This window comes from Corynebacterium glaucum (genome assembly GCF_030408855.1).
Classification (GTDB): Bacteria; Actinomycetota; Actinomycetes; order Mycobacteriales; family Mycobacteriaceae; genus Corynebacterium; species Corynebacterium glaucum.
Map to the genome: position 1 here is coordinate 2,479,042 of NZ_CP047358.1, position 20,909 is coordinate 2,499,950.

The following is a 20,909-nucleotide window of genomic DNA, read 5'->3' on the forward strand; positions in this document are numbered from 1 at the left end:
GATCATGTCACAGGCATCAGACTCCATCCTCAGCAAACTCCGCAAGGACATGCCGACGCGCGCAGCCTATAGCTCGGACGCATCCATCTACCGACGCGTGCCGGCAGCGGTTATTGAGCCAGAATCCAAACAGGAGGTCATCGAAGCGGTTGCTTACGCACGTGAGCGAGGATGGCCGATCGTAGCTCGAGGTGGTGGATCATCTGTAGCCGGAAATGCAATCGGTGATGGCCTAGTGATCGACACCTCCCGCCACTTCAACAAGATTCTCTCGATCGACCCAACCGCAAAGACCGCAACAATTGAACCTGGAGTTGTATGCGATGACCTCCGCACTGCGGCGGCTGAGCACGGTCTCACATACGGTCCGGATCCGTCGACGCACTCTCGCTGCACGATTGGCGGCATGGTGGCTAACAATGCATGCGGTTCGCACTCGGTAGCTTATGGAACATCGGCAGACAACTTGATCTCCATAGAGCTTTTGCTTTTCGACGGCCGACTAGTCACCTTCACGCGCGATGGGTGCTCGGACCCAGAGCTCGAACAAGAACTCCGTTCGCTTTACAGAGATCATCGAGATTTGATCGAGTCAGAACTCGGTCGCTTCCCGCGGCAAGTATCCGGGTATGGTCTCCACTTCCTTGGCTCTGACATGGCCAAGGCCATTTCGGGTAGCGAAGGCACACTAGGCATCATCACCCAGATGACTGTGCGTCTTGTGGAAATGCCAAAGGCTGTCGCGCTGGCTGTGCTGTCATTTGAAGACGTTTTTGCAGCTGCGAAAGCAGCACCCATTCTTCGTCTGCCAGGAGTTGCCACAATCGAGGGCATGGGCGGCGACCTGCTCAACGCCCTCCGAATGAAGAATGGTATGGCCAACGCAGGAGAGAACCTCCCTGGTCAGCCGAACGCAGGGGGCTGGTTGTACTGCGAAACTCAAGGAGACACTGTTGAGGGTGCTATCTCCCTAGCCGAGGATCTCACCAACTCAGTTGAGCACACAGGTGCTGTGGTGGTGTCAGATCCCGTCGAGGCGCGTTCCCTTTGGCGGATTCGCGAGGCGTCGGCAGGTATTGTGACAAGGCTTCCTGACGGGGGAGAGGCATGGCCAAGCTGGGAAGACTCGGCCGTCCCTGCCGAGAATCTAGCGGATTACCTTCGTGGTCTTTACGAGCTGATGGACCAATACGGATATCAGGGAATCCCGTTCGGGCACTTCGGGGAAGGCTGCGTTCACGTGCGTATCAGTTTCGACTTCCACACAACCGACGGCATCGCCAATTTCCACTCCTTTATGAATGATGCGGCAGAGCTGGTCGCACGTCATGGAGGGTCACTTTCAGGCGAGCACGGAGACGGCCGCGCTCGCTCCGCTCTCTTGTACAAAATGTACAGCCCTCAGATGCGCGCGCTATTCGAACAGTTCAAGCTCCTCTTCGACCCTCAACGCGTTTTCAACCCAGGTGTCCTAGTTTTCGCGGACGCCACCACCGAAGGTTTACGAATGGAGCCCGCTCAGCGCACCAACGAGATCGAGCCAATCCAGCTGTTTCCCCGCGACGGTGGCAGTTTCACCAACGCTGTAAATCGATGTGTAGGCGTTTCGGCCTGCAGGTCTATGGACGGTGGGATGTGCCCCTCCTTCCAGATCACCCGCGACGAAGTGCACTCCACTCGTGGCCGCGCGCGCATCCTTTCCGAGCTGTTCCGTGGAGAGACCATTGATGGGGAAGGTGTGGAAGAAGCCCTCGACCTGTGCCTGTCGTGTAAAGCCTGCGCAACGGAGTGTCCGGTGAACGTGGACATGGCTACGTACAAGTCCGAGTTTCTGCACGACCATTATCAGGGCAAAGTGAGACCGCGGGTGCATTACCTGATGGGATGGCTGCCCCTGCTCAGCCGTATTGCCCAAAAGCTTCCTGGTGTACCCCGCGTTGTAAATTTCGCGATGCATGCGCCCTTGATCTCCACTTTCGTCGCCAAGGTCGGTGGCGTAGACACCAACCGGCCCCTGATCAGCTTTTCCCCGGAAAGTCTCCAGGACTGGTCCCGTAAGCGAAAGTCGTCCGAGAAGTCTTTGATTTCGAGCGCCGCTGGCACTCTGGTGCTTTGGCCTGATTCTTTTAACAACAACCTCGCTACCGCTGCAGGTGTTGCCGCAGTGGAAGCTCTGGAGATGCTCGGGTACGAGGTCATAATTCCCCAGGACTTTGTCTGCTGTGGGCTGACTTGGCATTCAACCGGCCAGCTGGAAATGACACGGCGAGTGCTTGAACACTCTGCCAAGATATTCAAGCCTTACCTAGACCAAGGTTATCCCGTGGTCGCCCTGGAGCCATCCTGCAAGGTCATGCTTCAGCATGAGTCTGCAACGCAGACCGCCGACCCGGAGGTTGCTCGTCTTGCCGGTGCAACCATAAGCTTCGCTGAGGCTGCAGCCCCCCGATTAAGCGAACTCGTAGAGAGCGGTGTCATCCCTGGCGGTGTTGGCAGCGTTTTGACTCAAGTGCACTGCCACGAACGTGCACTAGGCGACCCGCAGCAGTCCACCTTGGTCCTCGAAGCACTGGGATACGACGAGCAACAGATTGAGACGGGTTGTTGCGGTCTCGCTGGCAACTGGGGTTTCGAAGCAGGACACGGTGAGTTGTCGATGGAGCTGGGTGAACGGGAGCTCTTCCCACGCGTGCGCGAGCACGCACTAAACGGTAGAGGCCCGTTGCTAGCCGACGGTTTCTCCTGCCGAACCCAAGTGCTTCAAGGCACTAATGAGAATGCGCAGCATCTCTCCGAGATTGTTCGTGACGTGCTGGCTGGATTGGACTAACCGATCAGCCAGTACCTCGCCCGCAATCACATTAACCTGCGAGTATTGCGGTCAGTAGACATGTCACACAAATGCGCGTATACTCCTGCGCGTAGGTCCCCTCGCCCACGGCCCATCCCCCCCGAGGCCGGTAGAGCACTCACCCACCCCCCCATTTAGAGTGCGAGCGCGCGAGGGGGCCTCACTTTATCCCCGCACCGGCAGGGGAGGCGTCGATAAGCGAAAAGCTCTTAGTAGGAGCTGGAGCCACCTGCACCCGAGAACCCCGAGCTGTACGACGTGTTGATGCTCGACGAACTCGACGCGGACGACTGGGCCTGCTGCTCGGCCTCAACATTCGAGCTGTGCCAGGAACTCATGTGCACGTACGGCACGTAGGTTCCGTAGATGAAGCCCGGCTGCGTAATAGTGGGGGAGTCGAGCTGGTTGTGCTCGGGGACATCGGAGAATTCGCGGCGTTTGACTTCGTCAAGCAGGGTGGAGTAATCACGCAGCAGGATCACAAACTGGTCGATGAAGTCCGGCGCGGCGGCGTTGCGGTCCAGCTCCTCGATGCGGGCCTCGAGCGCCTGCAGGTCGCGCTTGATCTCCTTGTCCCTCACCTCGCGGCGCGCGTTCTGCGCGTCGGTGCGGATGTCCAGCAGGATCGAGCGGCGGGTGGCAATGTCGCCCCGCTCCGCGTTGAACAGGCGATTGATGTTCTCCTCCGCGTGGCCGGTGTCGGTCACCGTTGCGGCGGCCTCCTCCAGCGCCTTGCGGTTCTCCCACGCCTGGCGGTCCGTGTCCACCCCCAGCTGCGTCACCTCGTGCAGCCCCAGGAAGCGCCCGCGCACCTCCTCCCACTGCTCGCGCAGCTCGGCGTCGGCAAAAGCGGAGGACACGGAGTTAGCTCGGATGTCCAGCTCATCCAGTCGCTGGCTCAGGCCAGTAAATTCATTTGCGACGATTGCGTGATTCTCTCGAGCCTGAGCAATCTGCTTCCGCCGCTTGTTTCGCCGAATGGCGGTCATCGAACCACCTGCAAGGCCCGCGGCGCCGGCACCGACACCGTAGCCGACCATGGCACTGCCGCGGTCAGAATCAGCCTTCTCGACCGGGTAGTTCTGGGCCGCTTCGATGTCGGTGGCGACATTTGCACCGGCGAAGAAACCGCCCGGAATGTTGTTGTCGCGAAGCCCCGGCTTCATGGCTTCGAGAGCATCTTCGAGGCGCTGGCCGTCCCGGATATAGAGCTGGTCTGCAACGTCCTCACCAGCCACGATGAAGTTATGACGGCCAACGACGTCCGTACCGACGATGAGCACGCCGTCGGCGTACTTCTCATTGCCGATCTGGTCGGGGAAGTTGTCGCGGAGGAAGTTCTCCACCGAGTCGTTGACGTTGTCGCGGTTCTCAGTGAGCGCGATGTAGTGCAGCGTCTTCACCGTATCCGGGCGATTGAGGCGTTCCGCATCGCGCTTCAGGCGAGCTTCGTCGTCAGGTGTGAGCACGTCGCCGGGGTCGGAGATCATGACCTCGGGCATTTCCGCTTGGGTGGCGATCTGTGAGTCGGCCGCGTCGGGGCCTCGGTGGTGGCATAACCGAGCGCACCGCCTCCGAGACCTAGCAGTGCGGTAATGCCGAGCACGGCGGCCCAGTCCTTGAACGAGTTGCTCTTTGACCCGCGGAAGCCTTTTCCTCTATCTGCCATGGGTTGGATTCTACGAAAACTCGGCTAGTAGCAGTCCCAGGCGAAGGTCACGTTGCTGAAATCCCTGCGCGCGAGATCCTTCGAGCTAATGAACCAGTGGGCGAGGCCGACATCACCCCACATCACATTGGGCATCTCTGTGTCGAGTTGGAGCAGCTGGATGGAATCGGCGAACGCAGGCCGTGGGTCGGTCTGCGTGAAAAACGGGTAGCCGCCAACGCGGTGCCCGGCATTGAAGTCAATGAGGATTGTGACGACTCGGTTGAATGCCTCGGGGTACTCGACGAAGCCGTCGTTCAACGCTTCCTGCTTGAGCTCATCGATACGCTCGTCGGTTTTGTTCGCGGTGAACTCTATCTGTTCCTCCCATTCCCCGCCGGGTGTGCCTTTGCGCCAGTGCAGCTCCCTGCCGTGGGCCTTGATGATCGTCAGCTCGTCTCCCCGCCGAAGTACCTCGGTGCGTGATGCGAACATGTCGCGGTCATTCTCATCAGGGTATGGGCCGCCTACGGCCCAGTTTCGGATCCGTGACATCTCGCTACTAGGGAGGGCGGTTTCCAGAACACCGCGTAAGGGGAGCACCGTGTCCTGATTAGTGAACGGCCCATTGTCGCAGAAGGCACCCTCGGGCCGAGTGCCCACCGAAGGCGCAGTCGTGTCTTCAATCCAGCGCACGAAGCAGCCGTCAACATCGTCCGAGCCGAAGATCTCATCCGTACCGCCGAAAAACTGCACGATGCCGTGCTCCGGGAATCCCGGCAGAGGCGGCAGCTCCTCGAAGTTCAACTGCGCGTAGAACATCATCGGGCCGTAGGTGTAGGTCGGCCATTCCACATGCGCAGGCAGGTAGGGAAGCCCGCCAATCTTGGTAGCGGTGGGCGTATCTGGGATCGCTGGGTCGTGCGTGAGGGTGATGGTGGGAACGGGCGGCGGTACGTCAAAGTCGAACATCGCCGCTTGGTACGTAGTCATGGCACCATCCTGCCAACAACACTCCGTCGATAAGCTCTTTGCCCTGAACTTGCTCTGGGTGATGTGCGCGGCGGGAGCGGAGGCAACGAGGATGACCCAAAAGCGCTCCTTGGCCTCCGCCTCCGGCGTAACATACATAGCACCAACCCCCACAACGGATCGTTCGGCACGTACCTGCCGATGGAGGAGCGCAGAGAAATGGCAGCAGTGACTTATGACAACGCGACGAGGATTTACCCCGGCGCCTCTAAACCCAGCGTTGACCGCCTGAACCTCGAGATCGCGGACGGCGAATTCCTGGTCCTCGTCGGCCCGTCCGGATCCGGTAAATCCACCGCATTGCGCATGCTCGCGGGCCTCGAAGACACCAACGAGGGCCGCATCTTGATCGGCGACCGGGATGTCACCCGGCTTGACCCGAAAGAACGCGACATCGCGATGGTGTTCCAGAACTACGCGCTGTACCCGCACATGACGGTGCGAGAAAACATCGGCTTTGCGCTCAAGATCGCCGGCATGGATAAGGCGGAGATGAACCGCCGCGTCGAAGAAGCGGCAAAGACCCTTGACCTGACCGAGTACCTGGATCGAAAGCCGAAGGCGCTTTCCGGTGGTCAGCGTCAGCGCGTGGCGATGGGCCGTGCGATTGTGCGCGAGCCGCAGGTCTTCCTGATGGACGAGCCGCTTTCCAACCTCGACGCGAAGCTGCGCGTGCAAACCCGTACGCAGATCGCGAACCTGCAGCGCCGGATGGGCGTGACCACCCTTTACGTCACGCACGACCAAACCGAGGCGCTGACCATGGGGGACCGCATCGCCGTCCTGAACTTCGGCGTGCTGCAGCAGGTGGGCACTCCGCGGGAGCTCTATGAACGCCCGGACAACGTCTTTGTCGCCGGCTTCATCGGCTCTCCAGCGATGAACTTGTCCACTTTTGACATCGACCCGGCTTCGCGCACTGCTCGGTTGAACCAGGCGTCCATTCCACTGCCGGACCATGTGTTGGAGGCCATCACAGCCGAGGACAACGGCCAGGTCATTCTCGGCTTCAGGCCCGAGTCGCTCGAGCTGGTGGATAGCACCGTTGAGCACACTATCCCGGTTGAAGTCGACTTTGTCGAAGAGCTCGGCTCCGACTCGTACGTTTATGGCCACCTCGCTGGTGGTGGCTGGCGCGATGAAGGCATCGTCGAAGGCGATGAAGGCAACAGCAGCCAGATTGTTGTGCGGACCCCGCCACTTTCAGGCGCCCGCGAAGGCGACACCATTCATGTCCGCATTGTCGACGGAGGCTTGCACGCCTTCTCCAAATCCACTGAAAACAGGATCTAAAGACCTACAAACTAGCTCTGTGATGTCTGGGGACTTCTTGGACATGGAGTCCAGGAGGTTTTTGGGCATGATGTCTAGAGGCTTTTTGGACGCGTGCGGCGGTGGAATAGTCCGATGGCTATTTCATTGCACAAGCGTAGAAAGGTCGCTGATTTCGATCCGGTCCGCGACGGCAAAACGATCACACAGTTTTGCAAAGAATTGGGCATCTCGCGTCAGACGTACGCCAACATCAAAGACCGGGTATCTCAAAGGGGCCGATCTGGCATTTTGCCGGATTCGACCGCCCCGAAGAACCCGGCGAGAAAGTTTGATGGCGCCGACAAAATCGCGGTTGTTAACGCTAGACATCATTTGATGGAACAGGGGTTGGATTACGGCCCGTGGTCGATCTATTACTACTTGTTCGATTCCGTCGGTGCTGATCGCACCCCGTCGCGTTCTACCATCGCGTCGTGGCTTCACGAGCTGGGTTTTGTCGATGCCAATGCCCGTAAACGCCCACGCAGCTCGTATAAACGATTCGCCCGCGATTTCGTTGGTGAGCTGTGGCAGATCGACGGGCTGGTCTACCGTCTGTTCGACCATGCGCACACGCACGTGACGATTTACCAGATCATCGACGACGCCAGCAGATTCGATGTAGGTACCAAAGCATTCGCTTTGCCGGAAAACGGTACTGATGCGCGCGCTGCATTAGCCGAGGCATTTGCTGTCTACGGCAAACCCCAAGAGATCCTCTCCGATAACGGCGAGGCGTTCGCCACTTATCACCGTGGACATCTCTCAGCTACTGAAGTGTGGCTCGCCAGCGAAGGTGTTCTTGCTATTGCTGGGTTTGCTCCCACAACCCAAGGAAAAGACGAGCGCTCCCACCGCACGCTGACCCAATTCCTGGACGCACGCCACCCAGCAAGCCTCACCGAGGTCAACAAGTATCTCGCTGAATATCGTCAGGTGTACAACGAGCGACGACGCCACCAATCACTGCTGGTGGGCAAAATGCATATCACCCCACGCCAAGCTTTCGACACCTTCCCCAAGGCAGCACCACCCACGCATCCGCTTGATCCTGAAAATGTTTGGGCCCGTGTGGTCGCTTTCAACCAGGCACACAACTCTCAAGCAGCATTCACAGTGATAAACGGCCCCGAGGAAGCGGCAACTTCACCCGAGGCCAGCACCGATGACGTGGCAGCTCAGCAAGGCTTACCTCCCACCGATACCCCCACATTAACGATGCCGACGACACGATCAACAAACAGCTGGGGCATCCCAGACGAACTCCGAGTAAGCAAAGACGGAGTTGTCCGCGTGCTCGCCCACGGCCTCTACATCGGCCTGAGATTCAAAAATCGTCTGCTCTACACCACGGTCACAGCCGACAACGTCGCCGAGTTCTTCACAGCCCACGACGGTGAATTTCTTTTCAGCGTGCCGCTACCGATCACGCTGAGCCACAGGCCACCCGGCGGGCAAATCAACATCAACCTGGTCGAAGGAATGAAACACCGCCAACCACCACAGCTTCAACCGAACCTGTCCAAGCCACGGCCAAAACGCAGACCACAACGATGATCAGCTAAGCGCGTCCAAAAACCCCACCGACTCCACGTCCAAAAAGTCCTCGGACTCCACGTCCAAGAACTCTATGGACATAACACCTACAAACTAGCTCTGCCTAGCCGGCGAAGCCGCGATCGGAGGTTCCATGAGTGAAAAGCTCAATGTGAACTCCGCGGTGTTCGCTCCGGCTTTGCTTAAGCTGCCGTGGTCTACGCCGCTGGAGGAATGGTCGGATGACCTTCTCGCGGCGTTGCCGCGCGGCATCTCCCGCCACACCGTGCGTTTGATTGCAACCGAAGGCTTGGTGGTTGCGGTCAAAGAGATCGGCGAGCGCGTCGCGTACCACGAGTACCGCACTCTGAAGCAGCTGCAAGACCTCAATGCCCCCAGCGTGATGCCGGTCGCGGTGATCACGCATCGTGTCAGCGACACCGGCGATGAACTCACCCCGTGCCTGGTCACCCAGCATTTGGCCTTCTCCCTGCCGTACCGGGACGTGTTCTCGCGCGTGTTGCACCCGGACACCGTCAGCAAGCTGATTCGCGCTCTCGCAGTGCTCTTGGTGCGCCTGCACCTGCTCAACTTCTACTGGGGTGACGTCTCGCTCTCAAACACGCTGTTTCGCCGCGACGCGGACGAATTCTCCGCGTACCTCGTCGACGCCGAGACTGGCGAATTCCACGAGCCACTTTCGAGGGGGCGGAGGCTTTACGACGTCGAAGTGGCGCGGGTGAACATCATCGGCGAGCTCATGGACCTGCAAGCTGGGGGTGCCATCGACGAAGAGGTTGACGTGATTGCGCTCGGTGACGCCATTGAACGCGTTTACCTCGAACTTTGGGATCTGATGACGGGTGAGTTGGTGGTGGAAGGCGACGCATTTGGCGCGATCGCCGAGCGCGTGGCCCGGATCAATGAGCTCGGATTCGACGTGGGCGAAACCGAAATTGAGCACTCGGGAGATACCTACCGGGTGCACATCGAACCCGCCGTGTTCTCTAGCGGATTCTATCGCAAGAAGCTGGAGAGCCTCACTGGTTTGGATGTGCAAGACCGCCAAGCCCAGCGCTTGCTGGGCGAAATGGAGGTCTACCGAGCGATGAAGTACGGCGGCAAGCTCCCCCTAGAGGCAGTGGCGCACCGGTGGATGGTGCGCACCTACGAACCGGTGGTCGCTCTAACTCCAGAACCGTTGCGCGAAAAGCTGGAACCGGCCCAGATCTTCCACGAGATCTTGGACCACCGCTGGTTCATTTCCCAGAACGAGCACCGCTACGTGCCGCTGGCGGAAGCGGCGGAATCGTACTTTGACACCGTCCTACCTGGCAGACCGAACGAAGCCCGCATCTACGGTCCGAGTGCAGCTGTGGGCGCACGCGACGAGAAAAACTTCGATGACTTTGACAAGTTCTGAATTCACATTTTGGAAGGATCCCCATGCATAGACTCACACGGGTAGCTGCGATAACAGCTACAGCTGTCTTGTGCGCAGCGCAGCTGAGCGCCTGCGGGCAAAACAACGGCCCGAACGTGTACTACCTGAATTTCAAGCCGGAACAAGCGAAGCAGTTCGAAGCAATCGCGGAAGAATACACCGCTGAAACTGGTGTCCCCGTCAAAGTGGTCACCGCAGCTTCTGGTTCATACATGCAGACGCTCAAGGCCGAAATGGCGAAGTCGAACGCGCCAACGCTGTTCCAGATCAACGGCCAAGAAGGCTACGGCATTTGGCAGGACTACCTCGCCGATCTCAGTGACTACGAGGTGGTTCAGGAGCTCAACGAGGATGCCCAGCCAATTACCGCGGAGGACGGCACGGTCCGTGGTTTCCCGTTTGCGATGGAAGCCTTCGGCATCCTTTATAACGAGGAAATTATGGATCGCTACTTCGCTCTGCCGGACCCTGCAGTGGCGTCGATGGAGGAGCTCGACACTTTCGACGAGCTCAAGGCGGTCACCGAAGACATGCAAGCCCGCAAGGACGAGTTAGGCATTTCTGCGGCGTTCGCGGTGACGTCATTGATCGCGGGCGAAGAGTGGAGGTGGACGAACCACCTGATGAATGGCCCTCTCCACTACGAGATTGTGGACCGCAACATTCACGAATTTTCCGACATGGCTGAAATTGAGTTCCCCTACGGCGACAATTACAGACAGCTTTTCGACCTCTACCTGCAAAACTCCACAGTTTCCCCGTCGCTGGCGGCGGCGCGATCCACTTCTGATTCGATGGCGGAGTTCGCGACTGGCAAAGTCGCGATGGTGCAAAACGGCAACTGGGCATGGGGCCAGATTGCGGCTGACGCATCGAACGTGATCAAGGAAGACAAGATCAAGTTCATGCCCATGTACATGGGGCTGCCGAATGAAGAGAACGTTGGTCTCAACGTGGGTACGGAGAACTTCCTCTCTGTGAACTCACGCGCCAGCGAAGAGGACCAGCAGGCCACCCGCGATTTTCTGAACTGGCTGTTCCTTTCGGATCGTGGCAAGGAATTAGTAGTGGACGAGCTCGGCTTCATCGCGCCTTTTGAGAATTATGGTCCCGACGACGTCCCAGACGATCCGTTGGCGCGGCAGGTGCAGGAAGCACTCGCCGACGAAGAGCAAGAGGCGATTCCGTGGGATTTCCAGTACTCCCCGAACCAGCAGTTCCGCGACCTTTACGGCCAGAATCTTGCCCAGTACGCCATCGGCAACATGCCGTGGGAAGACGTCGTGGCCAAGTTGAAGGACGATTGGGAGTTTGAGATGGCGAACCAGATAGCCCTGATGGATTAACCAGATGCGGCACCCGAGGAGCACACAATGCAAAAGACGCTAAAAAACTACTTTCCAATTTTCGTTTTGCCGACGCTGATCGCATTTCTCATTGCGTTCTTCGTTCCTTTCGTCGTCGGTTTCCTACTGTCATTCACCGAATTCACCACGATTACAGACGCCACCTGGGTCGGCTTCAGCAACTACCAAAGGGTGTTCACTGAGCGCGAAGGCTTCGTGTCTGCACTGCTGTTCACCGTTGCGGTCTCAGCACTGTCCATCGTCACAGTAAACATCATCGCGTTCGCCCTAGCGTGGACGCTCACCCGCAAACTCAAGGGAACGAACTTCTTCCGGACAGTGTTCTTCCTGCCAAACCTGATTGGCGGCATCGTCTTGGGTTATACGTGGCAGTCCATGATCAATGCGGTGCTGGCCAACTATGAAACTACGATCGCAGCCGATTGGCGGTTCGGCTATGCCGGTTTGATCATGCTGGTGAACTGGCAGTTAATCGGCTACATGATGATCATCTACATTGCCGGTCTACAAAACGTTCCGCCCGAGCTGATCGAAGCCGCGGAAATCGACGGTGTGAGTCGTTGGGAGATGCTGCGGTACGTCACCATTCCCATGGTGATGCCTTCGATCACGATTTGTCTGTTCCTGACTTTGTCCAACACGTTCAAAATCTACGACCAGAACTTGGCGCTTACCGACGGAGCTCCCGGCGGCCAAACAGAAATGGTCGCTCTCAACATCGTGAACACGATGTTTAACCGCGTCGGCGCTGAAGGCGTCGGTCAAGCAAAGGCCGTGATCTTTGTGGTCGTGGTCGTGGTGATCGCTATGTTCCAGCTGCGCGCCACCCGAAGCAGGGAAGTGGAGGCCTAACCCATGACTGTTCAGATCAATCCATCAATGAATGACACGCCGGGCCCCAACGAGGGCAAGGTCAATGTCTCTACTGAGCGTTCCGCCACCGCCCCTGAAGAGGCGAAGGTCTCTGGTCCAGCCAAGGTGCTCATCTACACAGTGCTGGTGTTTCTCACCGTGGTGTTCCTCGGCCCGATCTTCTTCATCCTGATGAACTCATTCAAGGAACGGTTCGCAATTTCCAACGATCCATTCGCCCTGCCGGTTGGCGAACTCTGGGCTGGGCTCACGAACTACATCACCGGCATCCAAGGTGAAGGATTCGGCTGGGCAATCGTTTGGTCGTTTGTGATCACAATCCTCTCTGTTGCGGCGATCGTCTTCTTCAGCTCCATGACGGCGTACTACATCACCCGAGTGAAAACGTGGTGGACGTCCGCACTGTACTTCGTGTTTGTATTCTCGATGGTGATCCCGTTTCAGATGGTGATGTTCCCAACCGTGGTGATCGCAGACCGACTGGGGTTGGCGAATCCCCTCGGCATGGTGGTGCTTTACCTCGGTTTCGGTGCCGGATTGTCCGTGTTCATGTTCGCGGGATTCATTAAATCGATCCCCCTTGAGATCGAGGAAGCCGCCTACATCGATGGGTGTTCTTCCCTCACTACTTTCTTCCGCGTCGTCTTGCCAATGTTGAAGCCAACTGCAATTACCGTGGCCATCCTCAACGCGATGTGGGTATGGAACGACTACCTGCTCCCGTACCTGGTGATCGGCCTGTCTACCCCCTACCGGACCATCCCGGTCGTGCTTCAGCAGTTCATCGGATCGCAAGGTGACCGCGACTTAGGTGCCATGATGGCGATGCTGGTCTTGGCGATCATCCCGATCATCATCTTCTACATGTCCGCGCAGAAGCATATTGTGGAGGGCGTCGCTGCGGGCGCTGTGAAGGGCTAGCCTAAGAAACTGTGCAGCTGTTTCACCCTGAGTCGAAGTTCATGTCCGCCATCACGCTGATGGCGGACATCGTCATCTTGAACATGCTCTTCGTCGTCAGCTGCCTACCTATTCTCACCGTAGGCGCTGCTACCCGCGCCGCGAACGTCGTAGTGCGCGACATGGTAGAGGGAGTCGGCTCTGGGCATGCGATGCGGTTTCTGCGTGAACTGGCAAACGAGTGGAAAGCCGCTACCGCATATTGGTTACTGTTGGCTGCCGCCATTGCATTACTGGCGTACCAGCAGTGGGTGGTGTTCCAAGCGGGGGTGCAGGGCATCGCGCTCACCATTATCCAGGCGCTTTCGATCTCGGGAGCGTTCGTCATCGCCGCGATCACCGTGTGGTTTTACGGCTGGGCTTCCGCGCGGTCCCGACCGGCGGCGAGCTTTGTTGCACTCTTCAACTCAGCGGTTGTCTCCGCCTTCGCCCACCTCAGCCGTACGGTGGCAGCAGTCACCATTCTAGGTGCGGGTGTGCTCCTCATCCTGTGGCTACCCTTTGGCTGGGCGGTGCCAATGACCTTCTTTTTCATCCCAGTCATGACGATCTACCTCATCAGACTCGTCGTCGCTGGAGGACTCGGGGAACGGCTAGGGGAGTAGCGCTGCCGTTTGGAGGACCGGCCGCACGGCGACAACCGCGTCCACGTCGTCAAGAGGGGCCGGCGCCGCTCAATTCTCCGTCGTCTAGAGGCCGCCGACACAGCGCGCAGGGCGCACACTTCTCTTGACGACACCACCGCCGCAGCCGTTTCACGTGAAACTAGCGCTAGGTCATCCTCAGATTCCGCCCCGAGGCTGCGGATATTTGACCGGCAGCCGGATCGTGGTGGCCCTCGCCACTAGCCGGCGCAAACCGCAGAGGAGTGGTTAACGTGTGGCTAACACGGCCGGCGCACACCTTTTCCTATCTCCCTGGGCGAGCAGATGCAACTGAAGCTCACTGACAGCCGTTTTCGTATCACTGATAGCCCGAAATCGAGGTTCCAGCTTCACTGATACGTCTCTTAACATCACTGACGGCCTACAATCACTGTTTCTGCTTCACTGATGCGTCATTCACTATCCCTGATGGTCGCAACAAAGAAGGCGCCGCCCGCGGGGGGAGGCGCCTGAGGGTGAACGGTTACCGGGAAGCCGCTACTTTACCGCGGTCGAACCCGAGGCCGGATTCACAGTGGTATCCGGCACGACTGCCCCGCTTTCATCCAACACGTCCGTTTCACGTGAAACGGTGTGGGAAGGTTCAACGCTGTCGTCGTTAAGCGAAGTCCCCTTGATGCGACCCGCGGCGAACTTGTTGACGATGAGCGCAATCGCCCCGTCGCCCGTGACGTTTGCGGCGGTGCCGAAGCTGTCGACCACGATGTAGGACGCGATCATCAGCGAGATCATGGACTCGTCGAAGCCGAGGTTCGCCTGGAGCAGGCCGACGGCGGCCATGATTGCGCCGCCCGGCACGCCCGGAGCCGCGATCATCATGATGCCCAGCAGCAAGATGAAGCCGAGGATCTGGCCGCCGGAGATGTCCATGTTGGCCATGTAGACGATGGAGAGCGCGTAGAGCGTGATCTTCATCATCGAGCCGGAAAGGTGGATCGTGGCGCAGAGCGGCACGACGAAACCGGCGACGTCCTCGTCCACCTTGTTCTTCAGCGTCGAGCTAAGGGTGACCGGGATGGTCGCGGCAGAGGAGGAGGTGCCCAGCGCCGTGAAGTACGCCGGCAGCATGTTCTTGAGTGCGGTGAACGGGTTCACACCCGCGATGATGCCGGCGGCAAGGTACTGCAGGAGGACGATCACAATGGTCATCACGATGGAGAGGACCAACACCACGCCCATGGCGGCCATGGTGTCGCCGAAGTTCTCGTTCATGCCCAGATTGAGGAAGGTGCCGAAGATGAACACCGGCAGCAGCGGGATGACAAACGTGGTCACGACCTTGAGCACAACGTCGTTCAGCTCCTCGAGCACGTTGTAGAGGTTGTTCGACTTCACCGCCGTCATGGCCAGGCCGACGACAAAAGCCAGCAGCAGCGCACTCATCACCTCAAACGGCGCGGGCATCTCCACCTCGAAGTAAGGGGAGAGGCCGCCTTCCGACGGATCTTGGACGCCGGTGACCAAACTGCGGCCGTCAAGCATGCGTGGGTACAGCGCCACCGCGGTACCCCAGGCGATGAACCCGGAGATGATCGTGGAACCGTAGGCGATACCGGCTGTAATGCCCAGCCACTTACCGGCGCCGCGGCCCAGGCCCGCAATCGCAGGGGTGATCAGCGCGAAGATGAGCACCGGCACGAAGAAGCCCAGGAAGTTGGAGAACAGGCCGTTGAACGTGACAAACACGCGGGCGAGCCAGTCGGGGAAGAAGAGGCTGCACAGATAGCCCAGGATGATGGCCACGACCACCCAGAGCAGCAACGAACGCAGGATTTTTGATCTCATAACGCTATTCTCGCCCACCCATGTGCTCCTGGCGGAATCGGGGCGGGCGAGTCGCACGCATCACACCAGATACGGATTCGGCGCATGCGCCGGCGGAGTTTAAGCTGGACGCATGTCTCCGTTTGCAGCCATGACCACCCTGAACATCACTGTTGGCAGCCTCTTCATCATCGTCGCGGTCGTGCTGGTGGTCCTCGGCGGAGTCGCTGCCGCAGGCAAACTCCCCGGCAACAAGGCCATCGGTCTGCGCGTGCCCGAGGTGCGCAAGGAAGAACGGATCTGGGTGCAGGCACACCGCGTCGTCGGCCCCTTCTGGAGCCTCGCCGGAGTCGCCATGGCCATCGGCGCAGCGTTCAGCTTCATCGCGCACGGCTGGCTGTGGGTTGCGCCGGTCATCGCGTTTGTCGCTGGACTCGTCGCACTCTCCATCGGCGGCAATTACGGAGCCAAAACAGCTGCGCTTATCGACGAACATTTGACCGCCGAAGCCGAATCACCCGCGCCATCCAAACCGACGCCGGCAGTGGACGTGGATGCCCTGCGCCGCGCGGCCGGCAAAGCCGACGAACGCTAGCGCACCGCGCCCGCTGTTGCCCACCTCACACCCATGCGCTACGCTGAATCCCGTGACTTTCTCCGAGAACCAAAACTGGTGGTGGCGCGCGTAGACGGCGTGCCTTGAGAAGTCATTTCACCGGCCCGCCGGCTTGGAACCCAACCAAGCACCGCGGGCCTTTTCGCTCTTAAGATCCTCGGTGCAAAGCAGATACGACCAAGGACCACAGATGAGCAAACCCCCACCACGGTTCACCCGCCACGAGGTGCGCTACCACGAGGACGCTTCGAGCCTCTTCGCGCACCTCGGCGGACTCGAGACCACCGACGCGGTGCTTTTGGAATCGGCCGACATCACCACCAAGTCCGGCCTTCAATCTGTCGCGGTCCTCGCCTCATCGCTGCGCGTCACGTGCAACGGCACCCGCGTCACGGTCGAGCCCCTCACCGATTCCGGCCAAGTGCTCGCCGATCAGGTCCGCTCGGAGCTCGCAGAGCATTTGCTTAACGACGCCGCGGGGGAGCAGGTCTACGAGTTCCCAGCCTCCGCCGCCGCAGACGAGCGCGAGCGCCTTACCGCGATCAGTTCGGTCGAGGTGCTGCGGGCACTAACCACCCACGCCAGCTACGGCAACGAAGACTTCCCGATGCTCGCGGGCGGCTTCGCTTTCGACTACTTGGAAACCTTCGAGGAACTTCCGCGTGTCAGCGAAAGCGTGAACACCTACCCCGATTACCAGTTCGTGCTGGCCGAGGTTTTGCTCCGCGTCGACCACCAATCCAAGACGGCGTACCTCGCGGGAGTCGACGCAGCTGGTGACGGTATCGACCTCACCGCGCTCGCCGCCGCGATCGACGCTGCCGAGCCTGCCGATGAGCACGCCTACACGGCGGCTCCCAACCCCGCCAACACCCTGAACGTCCGGCCGAATGTCGGGGATACGGCGTTTGGCGCGGACGTCGAGAAGCTCAAAGGTTCCATCGAGTGCGGCGATATTTACCAGGTGGTGCCCTCGCGTAGCTTCAGCGCCCAGTGTCTCGACGCGTTCGCCGCGTACCGGGCGCTGCGCGAGACTAACCCCTCGCCGTACATGTTCTACGTGCGCGGGGTGGGTCGCGACGGCGAACCGTATGAGCTCTTCGGTGCCTCCCCGGAGTCGAACTTGAAGTTCGACGCGGAGACTCGTGAGGTGCAGCTCTACCCGATTGCCGGTACCCGCCCACGCGGTCTCAACCCCGACGGCAGCGTGAACCACGAGCTGGACACCCGCATGGAGCTGCAGCTGCGCACCGACGCGAAAGAGGTCGCGGAGCACACGATGCTGGTCGACCTAGCGCGCAACGACATGGCTCGGGTGGCTGCGCCGGGGACGCGCGAGGTGGCGGAGCTGCTCCAGGTGGACCGCTATTCCCGCGTCATGCACCTGGTCTCACGGGTGACCGCGACGCTGGCGGACGACCTCGACGCGCTCGACGCGTACCGCGCGTGCATGAACATGGGCACGCTCACCGGCGCCCCCAAACTGCGCGCGACGGAGCTGCTGCGTGACCTCGAGGGAGTGCGCCGCGGTTCCTACGGCGGGGCGGTGGGGTACCTCACCGGCTCCGGCGACTTCGACACCTGCATCGTAATCCGTTCGGCATATGTTTCACGTGAAACGGCCGTGGTTCAGGCGGGCGCCGGCGTGGTGCGCGACTCCAACCCGCAAGCAGAAGCCGACGAAACACTGCACAAGGCCTACGCCGTCTTGAGCGCCCTGGCTAAGGCCGCGGACGCTGAATTGGAGGTCGCGAAATGATCGTACTGCTGGATAACCACGACTCATTTGTCTACAACCTCGTCGATGCGCTTGCGGGTCTAGAGGGCCAGAACACAGTGGTCTACCGCAACACCGTCAGCGCCGGCACGGTGCTGGATTCGCATCCAGACCTCATCGTGCTCTCACCCGGTCCCGGGTACCCGGGCGACGCGGGCTGCATGATGGAGGTCATCGAACGGGCCCAGGGCCGCATCCCGATCCTGGGTATCTGCCTTGGCTACCAAGCCCTGGTAGAGCACCACGGGGGACGGGTGGAGCCGTGCGGGCCGGAGCACGGGTCGTCGATAAGCATGATGCTCACTGATGCCGGCCTGGACTCGCCGATCTTTGCTGGCTTGACGACGGACGGTGTGCCCGGCGAACCGGGCCGTTCCGTGCCGGTGGCGCGCTACCACTCGCTCGGCGCAACGCACGAGCCGGATGGCATGCGCGCGCTTGCGTGGACGGAGACGCGGATCGGTGATGTGATCATGGCCGCGGAGACCACCGACGGCATGAGCATTGGTCTGCAATTTCACCCTGAATCCATCCTGACTCCTGCGGGTCCGCTCATCCTGCAGCGCTGCGTGGAGCAGCTCCTCAACCAGACGACGAAAGCGAAGAAAGGCGATACCGATGGCCAGCGATAGCTCACTGGAAGTCCTGCGGCGCTTCTTGGACAACCCGGCGCCGACTCTCGACGAGGCGGTAGAGGCGTTCACGCCGCTGACCGTCGGCGACTACGACGACGTGCACATCGCTGCGTTGCTGGCCACGATTCGCACCCGCGGCGAGACCTTCGAGGACATCGCGGGCGCCGCGAAAGCGTTCCTGATTGCGGGTCGGCCGTTCCCGGTGACGGGGGAGGGGATCATGGATTCCGCCGGCACCGGCGGCGACGGCGCGAACACGATCAACATCACCACCGCGGCCTCGTTGGTGGCGGCCGCAGGTGGGGTGAAGATGGTCAAGCACGGCAACCGTTCGGTGAGTTCAAAGTCCGGCTCCGCGGACGTGCTCGAGGCGCTGAACATTCCGCTCGACCTCGACCCGGATCGTGCGGTGCGCCAGTTCGAGTCGTCGAACTTCACCTTCCTCTTCGCGCCCGCCTACAACCCGGCAGTGGCTTTTGTGCAGCCGGTGCGCAAGGCGCTTGGCGTGCCCACGCTGTTCAACACGATGGGCCCACTGCTCTCGCCAGGTCGTCCGGAGTTCCAAATTATGGGGATTGCTAATCCTGGTTTGGGACAAATTATTGCGGAGACCCTGCGTGAGCTCGGGCGCTCTCGAGCGCTGGTCGTCCACGGCGCGGGCACCGACGAGATCGCTGTTCACGGCGACACGCTCGTGTGGGAACTGCGCGACGGCGAGATCACGCACTACACGCTCACCCCGGAGGAGCTCGGTGTTGCCCGCCACCCGTTGGAAGCGCTCGTCGGCGGCGACGGTGCTGAGAACGCCACAATGATGCGCGAGACCTTCGCCGGGCGAGGCCCCGAGGCACATCGTGACGCTATCTCCCTCAACGCCGGTGCGATGTTCTATCTCAACGGCACCACCGGTTCCATCGCCGCGGGTGTCGATCACGCGCGCACGCTGCTTGCCGACGGCACCGTCGAACGCTGGCTCCAGCAACACGAGGAGGCGGACTACAGTGCCTAAACTTCCCACCGTCCTCGAGGGAATCGTGGAAGGGCGGAAACGTCACCTTGACGAAATTCGGAAGCGCGTTGCCCACGTAGATTTCGACACGTTACCTAAATCGGAGCGCTCGCTTTACGACGGCTTGCGCCGCCCCGGCACCTCGTTCATCCTCGAGTGCAAGGCGGCCTCCCCTTCACTCGGGCTGATCCGCGAACACTACGAGCCCGGCGCGATCGCAACCGTCTACTCCCGCCCGGCGTACAAAGCCGCCGGCATCTCGGTACTGTGCGAGCCGGACAAGTTCGGCGGCGACTACGACCACCTCGCCACCGTCGCCGCAACGACGCACCTGCCCGTGCTGTGCAAGGACTTCATCATCGACGAGGTGCAGCTCTACGCCGCGCGCTACTACGGGGCAGATGCGGTGCTGCTTATGCTCTCGGTGCTGAACGACGAGGAGTACACCCGTCTTTCTGCACTGGCCGAGCATCTTGGCCTCGACGTGCTCACCGAAGTGATCGACGAGGCAGAGGCCCAGCGCGCTGCACGCCTCGGGGCGAAGATCTTCGGCGTGAACCACCGCAACCTCCACGACCTGACTATCGACCTGGATCGCTCTGCGCAGCTCGCCCGTTTTGCGCCGGCGGACGCGGTAGTGGTTTCCGAGTCGGGAATCCGCGACGTGGAGACGGTGCGGCGCCTCGGCGGGCACTCCGACGGGTTCCTCGTCGGGTCACAACTCACGAGCCAGCCGGACATCGACCTTGCGGTGCGCATGCTGGTCTACGGCCCGAACAAAGTGTGCGGGCTGACCGCACGTTCGGCCGCGCAAGCAGCGAAGGCCTCCGGCGCCGTTTACGGCGGACTGATCTTCGAGGAAGCGAGCCCGCGCAATGTTTCACGTGAAACGGCGAAAGACATCATCGCGCACGAACCGGGCCTCCGGTACGTCGCCGTGTCCCGCCGCACCGAGGGCTGGGGCGAACTCGCTGACCTAGAGGGCCTCCACGCCGTGCAAATCCATGGGCCCTACCAGGGGAGTACCGAGGCTGAGCTCGACCTCATCGCTCGTGTGCGCTCAGAGATCGGGGAGGGCCTCGAGATCTGGCGCGCCGTCTCTATGACGGAGCAGCACGGCCCGGCCACCGCACAGGCAATTGCCGACCACGTCGACATGTTGGTGCTTGATGCCCGAGACGGTGGTTCGGGGGAGAGGTTTGACTGGGGGGCGGTTCCGGACGTCGTTAAGCAAAAAGCTCTTCTTGCCGGCGGCATTTCCCCTGCGAACGTCGAGGAAGCACTCGCCGTAGGCTGTGCTGGTGTGGACCTGAACTCGGGGGTGGAGTATCCCGAGACTGCCGGCGTGTGGGCCGGCCGCAAGAATGCGGCGGCGCTGCAAGCGACCTTCGACCTGATTGGCAATTTTCACTACTAAG

At 60.4% G+C, this 20,909-nt stretch carries 16 protein-coding genes; 13 read left to right on the forward strand and 3 right to left on the reverse strand.

Going from position 1 to position 20,909, the window contains the following annotated elements; all coding sequences use genetic code 11:
• Nucleotides 1-4 precede the first annotated feature (4 nt).
• Nucleotides 5-2,830: an FAD-binding and (Fe-S)-binding domain-containing protein gene (locus CGLAUT_RS11945; RefSeq protein ID WP_290185450.1), complete on the forward strand. Its 2,826-nt coding sequence runs from the start codon at nucleotides 5-7 to the stop codon at nucleotides 2,828-2,830.
• A 230-nt stretch (nucleotides 2,831-3,060) separates the two neighbouring features.
• Here the strand turns inward: CGLAUT_RS11945 and CGLAUT_RS11950 are convergent, their stop codons facing one another.
• Entirely contained in the window at nucleotides 3,061-4,353 is a 1,293-nt protein-coding gene (locus CGLAUT_RS11950) for a DUF5129 domain-containing protein (protein ID WP_290185452.1), read from the reverse strand.
• Between the two features lie 191 nt (nucleotides 4,354-4,544).
• Nucleotides 4,545-5,492 (reverse strand): YwqG family protein, encoded by a 948-nt coding sequence (locus tag CGLAUT_RS11955; RefSeq protein WP_290185454.1) that lies wholly within the window; start codon nucleotides 5,490-5,492, stop codon nucleotides 4,545-4,547.
• A 198-nt stretch (nucleotides 5,493-5,690) separates the two neighbouring features.
• On the opposite strand from CGLAUT_RS11955, the gene CGLAUT_RS11960 reads away from it, so the two are divergent.
• From CGLAUT_RS11960 to CGLAUT_RS11990, 7 genes are all read left to right on the forward strand, one after another.
• Nucleotides 5,691-6,824, forward strand: a complete 1,134-nt coding sequence (locus tag CGLAUT_RS11960; protein ID WP_290185456.1) for an ABC transporter ATP-binding protein — start codon at nucleotides 5,691-5,693, stop codon at nucleotides 6,822-6,824.
• Between the two features lie 114 nt (nucleotides 6,825-6,938).
• Nucleotides 6,939-8,402, forward strand: a complete 1,464-nt coding sequence (locus CGLAUT_RS11965) for an integrase core domain-containing protein (protein WP_290184422.1) — start codon at nucleotides 6,939-6,941, stop codon at nucleotides 8,400-8,402.
• 133 nt (nucleotides 8,403-8,535) lie between these two features.
• Nucleotides 8,536-9,804 (forward strand): DUF4032 domain-containing protein, encoded by a 1,269-nt coding sequence (locus CGLAUT_RS11970; RefSeq protein ID WP_290185458.1) that lies wholly within the window; start codon nucleotides 8,536-8,538, stop codon nucleotides 9,802-9,804.
• A gap of 23 nt (nucleotides 9,805-9,827) precedes the next feature.
• Nucleotides 9,828-11,171 (forward strand): ABC transporter substrate-binding protein, encoded by a 1,344-nt coding sequence (locus tag CGLAUT_RS11975; RefSeq protein ID WP_290185460.1) that lies wholly within the window; start codon nucleotides 9,828-9,830, stop codon nucleotides 11,169-11,171.
• A 27-nt stretch (nucleotides 11,172-11,198) separates the two neighbouring features.
• On the forward strand, nucleotides 11,199-12,044 hold the full coding sequence (locus CGLAUT_RS11980; RefSeq protein ID WP_290185462.1) for a carbohydrate ABC transporter permease: 846 nt from the start codon (nucleotides 11,199-11,201) through the stop codon (nucleotides 12,042-12,044).
• Between the two features lie 3 nt (nucleotides 12,045-12,047).
• Nucleotides 12,048-12,986: a carbohydrate ABC transporter permease gene (locus tag CGLAUT_RS11985; RefSeq protein ID WP_290185464.1), complete on the forward strand. Its 939-nt coding sequence runs from the start codon at nucleotides 12,048-12,050 to the stop codon at nucleotides 12,984-12,986.
• 11 nt (nucleotides 12,987-12,997) lie between these two features.
• Entirely contained in the window at nucleotides 12,998-13,630 is a 633-nt protein-coding gene (locus CGLAUT_RS11990; protein WP_290185466.1) for a MusI family membrane protein, read from the forward strand.
• 537 nt (nucleotides 13,631-14,167) lie between these two features.
• Here CGLAUT_RS11990 and CGLAUT_RS11995 read toward each other — a convergent pair.
• Nucleotides 14,168-15,475 (reverse strand): dicarboxylate/amino acid:cation symporter, encoded by a 1,308-nt coding sequence (locus tag CGLAUT_RS11995; protein ID WP_290185468.1) that lies wholly within the window; start codon nucleotides 15,473-15,475, stop codon nucleotides 14,168-14,170.
• A gap of 112 nt (nucleotides 15,476-15,587) precedes the next feature.
• Here CGLAUT_RS11995 and CGLAUT_RS12000 point away from each other — a divergent pair, with 112 nt between their 5' ends.
• The 5 genes from CGLAUT_RS12000 to trpCF all read left to right on the forward strand — a co-directional run bounded on the left by CGLAUT_RS12000 (nucleotide 15,588) and on the right by trpCF (nucleotide 20,908).
• Nucleotides 15,588-16,049, forward strand: coding sequence for an SdpI family protein (locus CGLAUT_RS12000; RefSeq protein WP_290185469.1), 462 nt, complete (start codon nucleotides 15,588-15,590; stop codon nucleotides 16,047-16,049).
• 211 nt (nucleotides 16,050-16,260) lie between these two features.
• The gene (locus CGLAUT_RS12005) at nucleotides 16,261-17,829 is read left to right on the forward strand and encodes an anthranilate synthase component 1 (RefSeq protein WP_290185471.1); all 1,569 of its coding nucleotides are present in this window, start codon (nucleotides 16,261-16,263) and stop codon (nucleotides 17,827-17,829) included.
• Nucleotides 17,826-18,479: a glutamine amidotransferase-related protein gene (locus CGLAUT_RS12010; RefSeq protein ID WP_290185473.1), complete on the forward strand. Its 654-nt coding sequence runs from the start codon at nucleotides 17,826-17,828 to the stop codon at nucleotides 18,477-18,479. Before CGLAUT_RS12005 ends, CGLAUT_RS12010 begins: the two co-directional genes overlap by 4 nt.
• Nucleotides 18,466-19,491, forward strand: a complete 1,026-nt coding sequence (trpD, locus tag CGLAUT_RS12015; protein ID WP_290185475.1) for an anthranilate phosphoribosyltransferase — start codon at nucleotides 18,466-18,468, stop codon at nucleotides 19,489-19,491. The genes CGLAUT_RS12010 and trpD overlap by 14 nt, the downstream gene beginning before the upstream one ends.
• Nucleotides 19,484-20,908 carry a bifunctional indole-3-glycerol-phosphate synthase TrpC/phosphoribosylanthranilate isomerase TrpF gene (gene trpCF / locus CGLAUT_RS12020; protein WP_290185477.1) on the forward strand — a complete coding sequence of 475 codons (1,425 nt, stop codon included), beginning with the start codon at nucleotides 19,484-19,486 and terminating at the stop codon, nucleotides 20,906-20,908. The genes trpD and trpCF overlap by 8 nt, the downstream gene beginning before the upstream one ends.
• Nucleotide 20,909 lies beyond the last annotated feature (1 nt).

Coding starts and splice junctions, on each gene's coding strand:
- CGLAUT_RS11945 (WP_290185450.1), top strand. CDS start 5: ATGTCACAGGCATCAGACTCCATCCTCAGCAAACTCCGCAAGGACATG.
- CGLAUT_RS11950 (WP_290185452.1), bottom strand. CDS start 4,353: ATGCCCGAGGTCATGATCTCCGACCCCGGCGACGTGCTCACACCTGAC.
- CGLAUT_RS11955 (WP_290185454.1), bottom strand. CDS start 5,492: ATGACTACGTACCAAGCGGCGATGTTCGACTTTGACGTACCGCCGCCC.
- CGLAUT_RS11960 (WP_290185456.1), top strand. CDS start 5,691: ATGGCAGCAGTGACTTATGACAACGCGACGAGGATTTACCCCGGCGCC.
- CGLAUT_RS11965 (WP_290184422.1), top strand. CDS start 6,939: ATGGCTATTTCATTGCACAAGCGTAGAAAGGTCGCTGATTTCGATCCG.
- CGLAUT_RS11970 (WP_290185458.1), top strand. CDS start 8,536: ATGAGTGAAAAGCTCAATGTGAACTCCGCGGTGTTCGCTCCGGCTTTG.
- CGLAUT_RS11975 (WP_290185460.1), top strand. CDS start 9,828: ATGCATAGACTCACACGGGTAGCTGCGATAACAGCTACAGCTGTCTTG.
- CGLAUT_RS11980 (WP_290185462.1), top strand. CDS start 11,199: ATGCAAAAGACGCTAAAAAACTACTTTCCAATTTTCGTTTTGCCGACG.
- CGLAUT_RS11985 (WP_290185464.1), top strand. CDS start 12,048: ATGACTGTTCAGATCAATCCATCAATGAATGACACGCCGGGCCCCAAC.
- CGLAUT_RS11995 (WP_290185468.1), bottom strand. CDS start 15,475: ATGAGATCAAAAATCCTGCGTTCGTTGCTGCTCTGGGTGGTCGTGGCC.
- CGLAUT_RS12000 (WP_290185469.1), top strand. CDS start 15,588: ATGTCTCCGTTTGCAGCCATGACCACCCTGAACATCACTGTTGGCAGC.
- CGLAUT_RS12005 (WP_290185471.1), top strand. CDS start 16,261: ATGAGCAAACCCCCACCACGGTTCACCCGCCACGAGGTGCGCTACCAC.
- CGLAUT_RS12010 (WP_290185473.1), top strand. CDS start 17,826: ATGATCGTACTGCTGGATAACCACGACTCATTTGTCTACAACCTCGTC.
- trpD (WP_290185475.1), top strand. CDS start 18,466: ATGGCCAGCGATAGCTCACTGGAAGTCCTGCGGCGCTTCTTGGACAAC.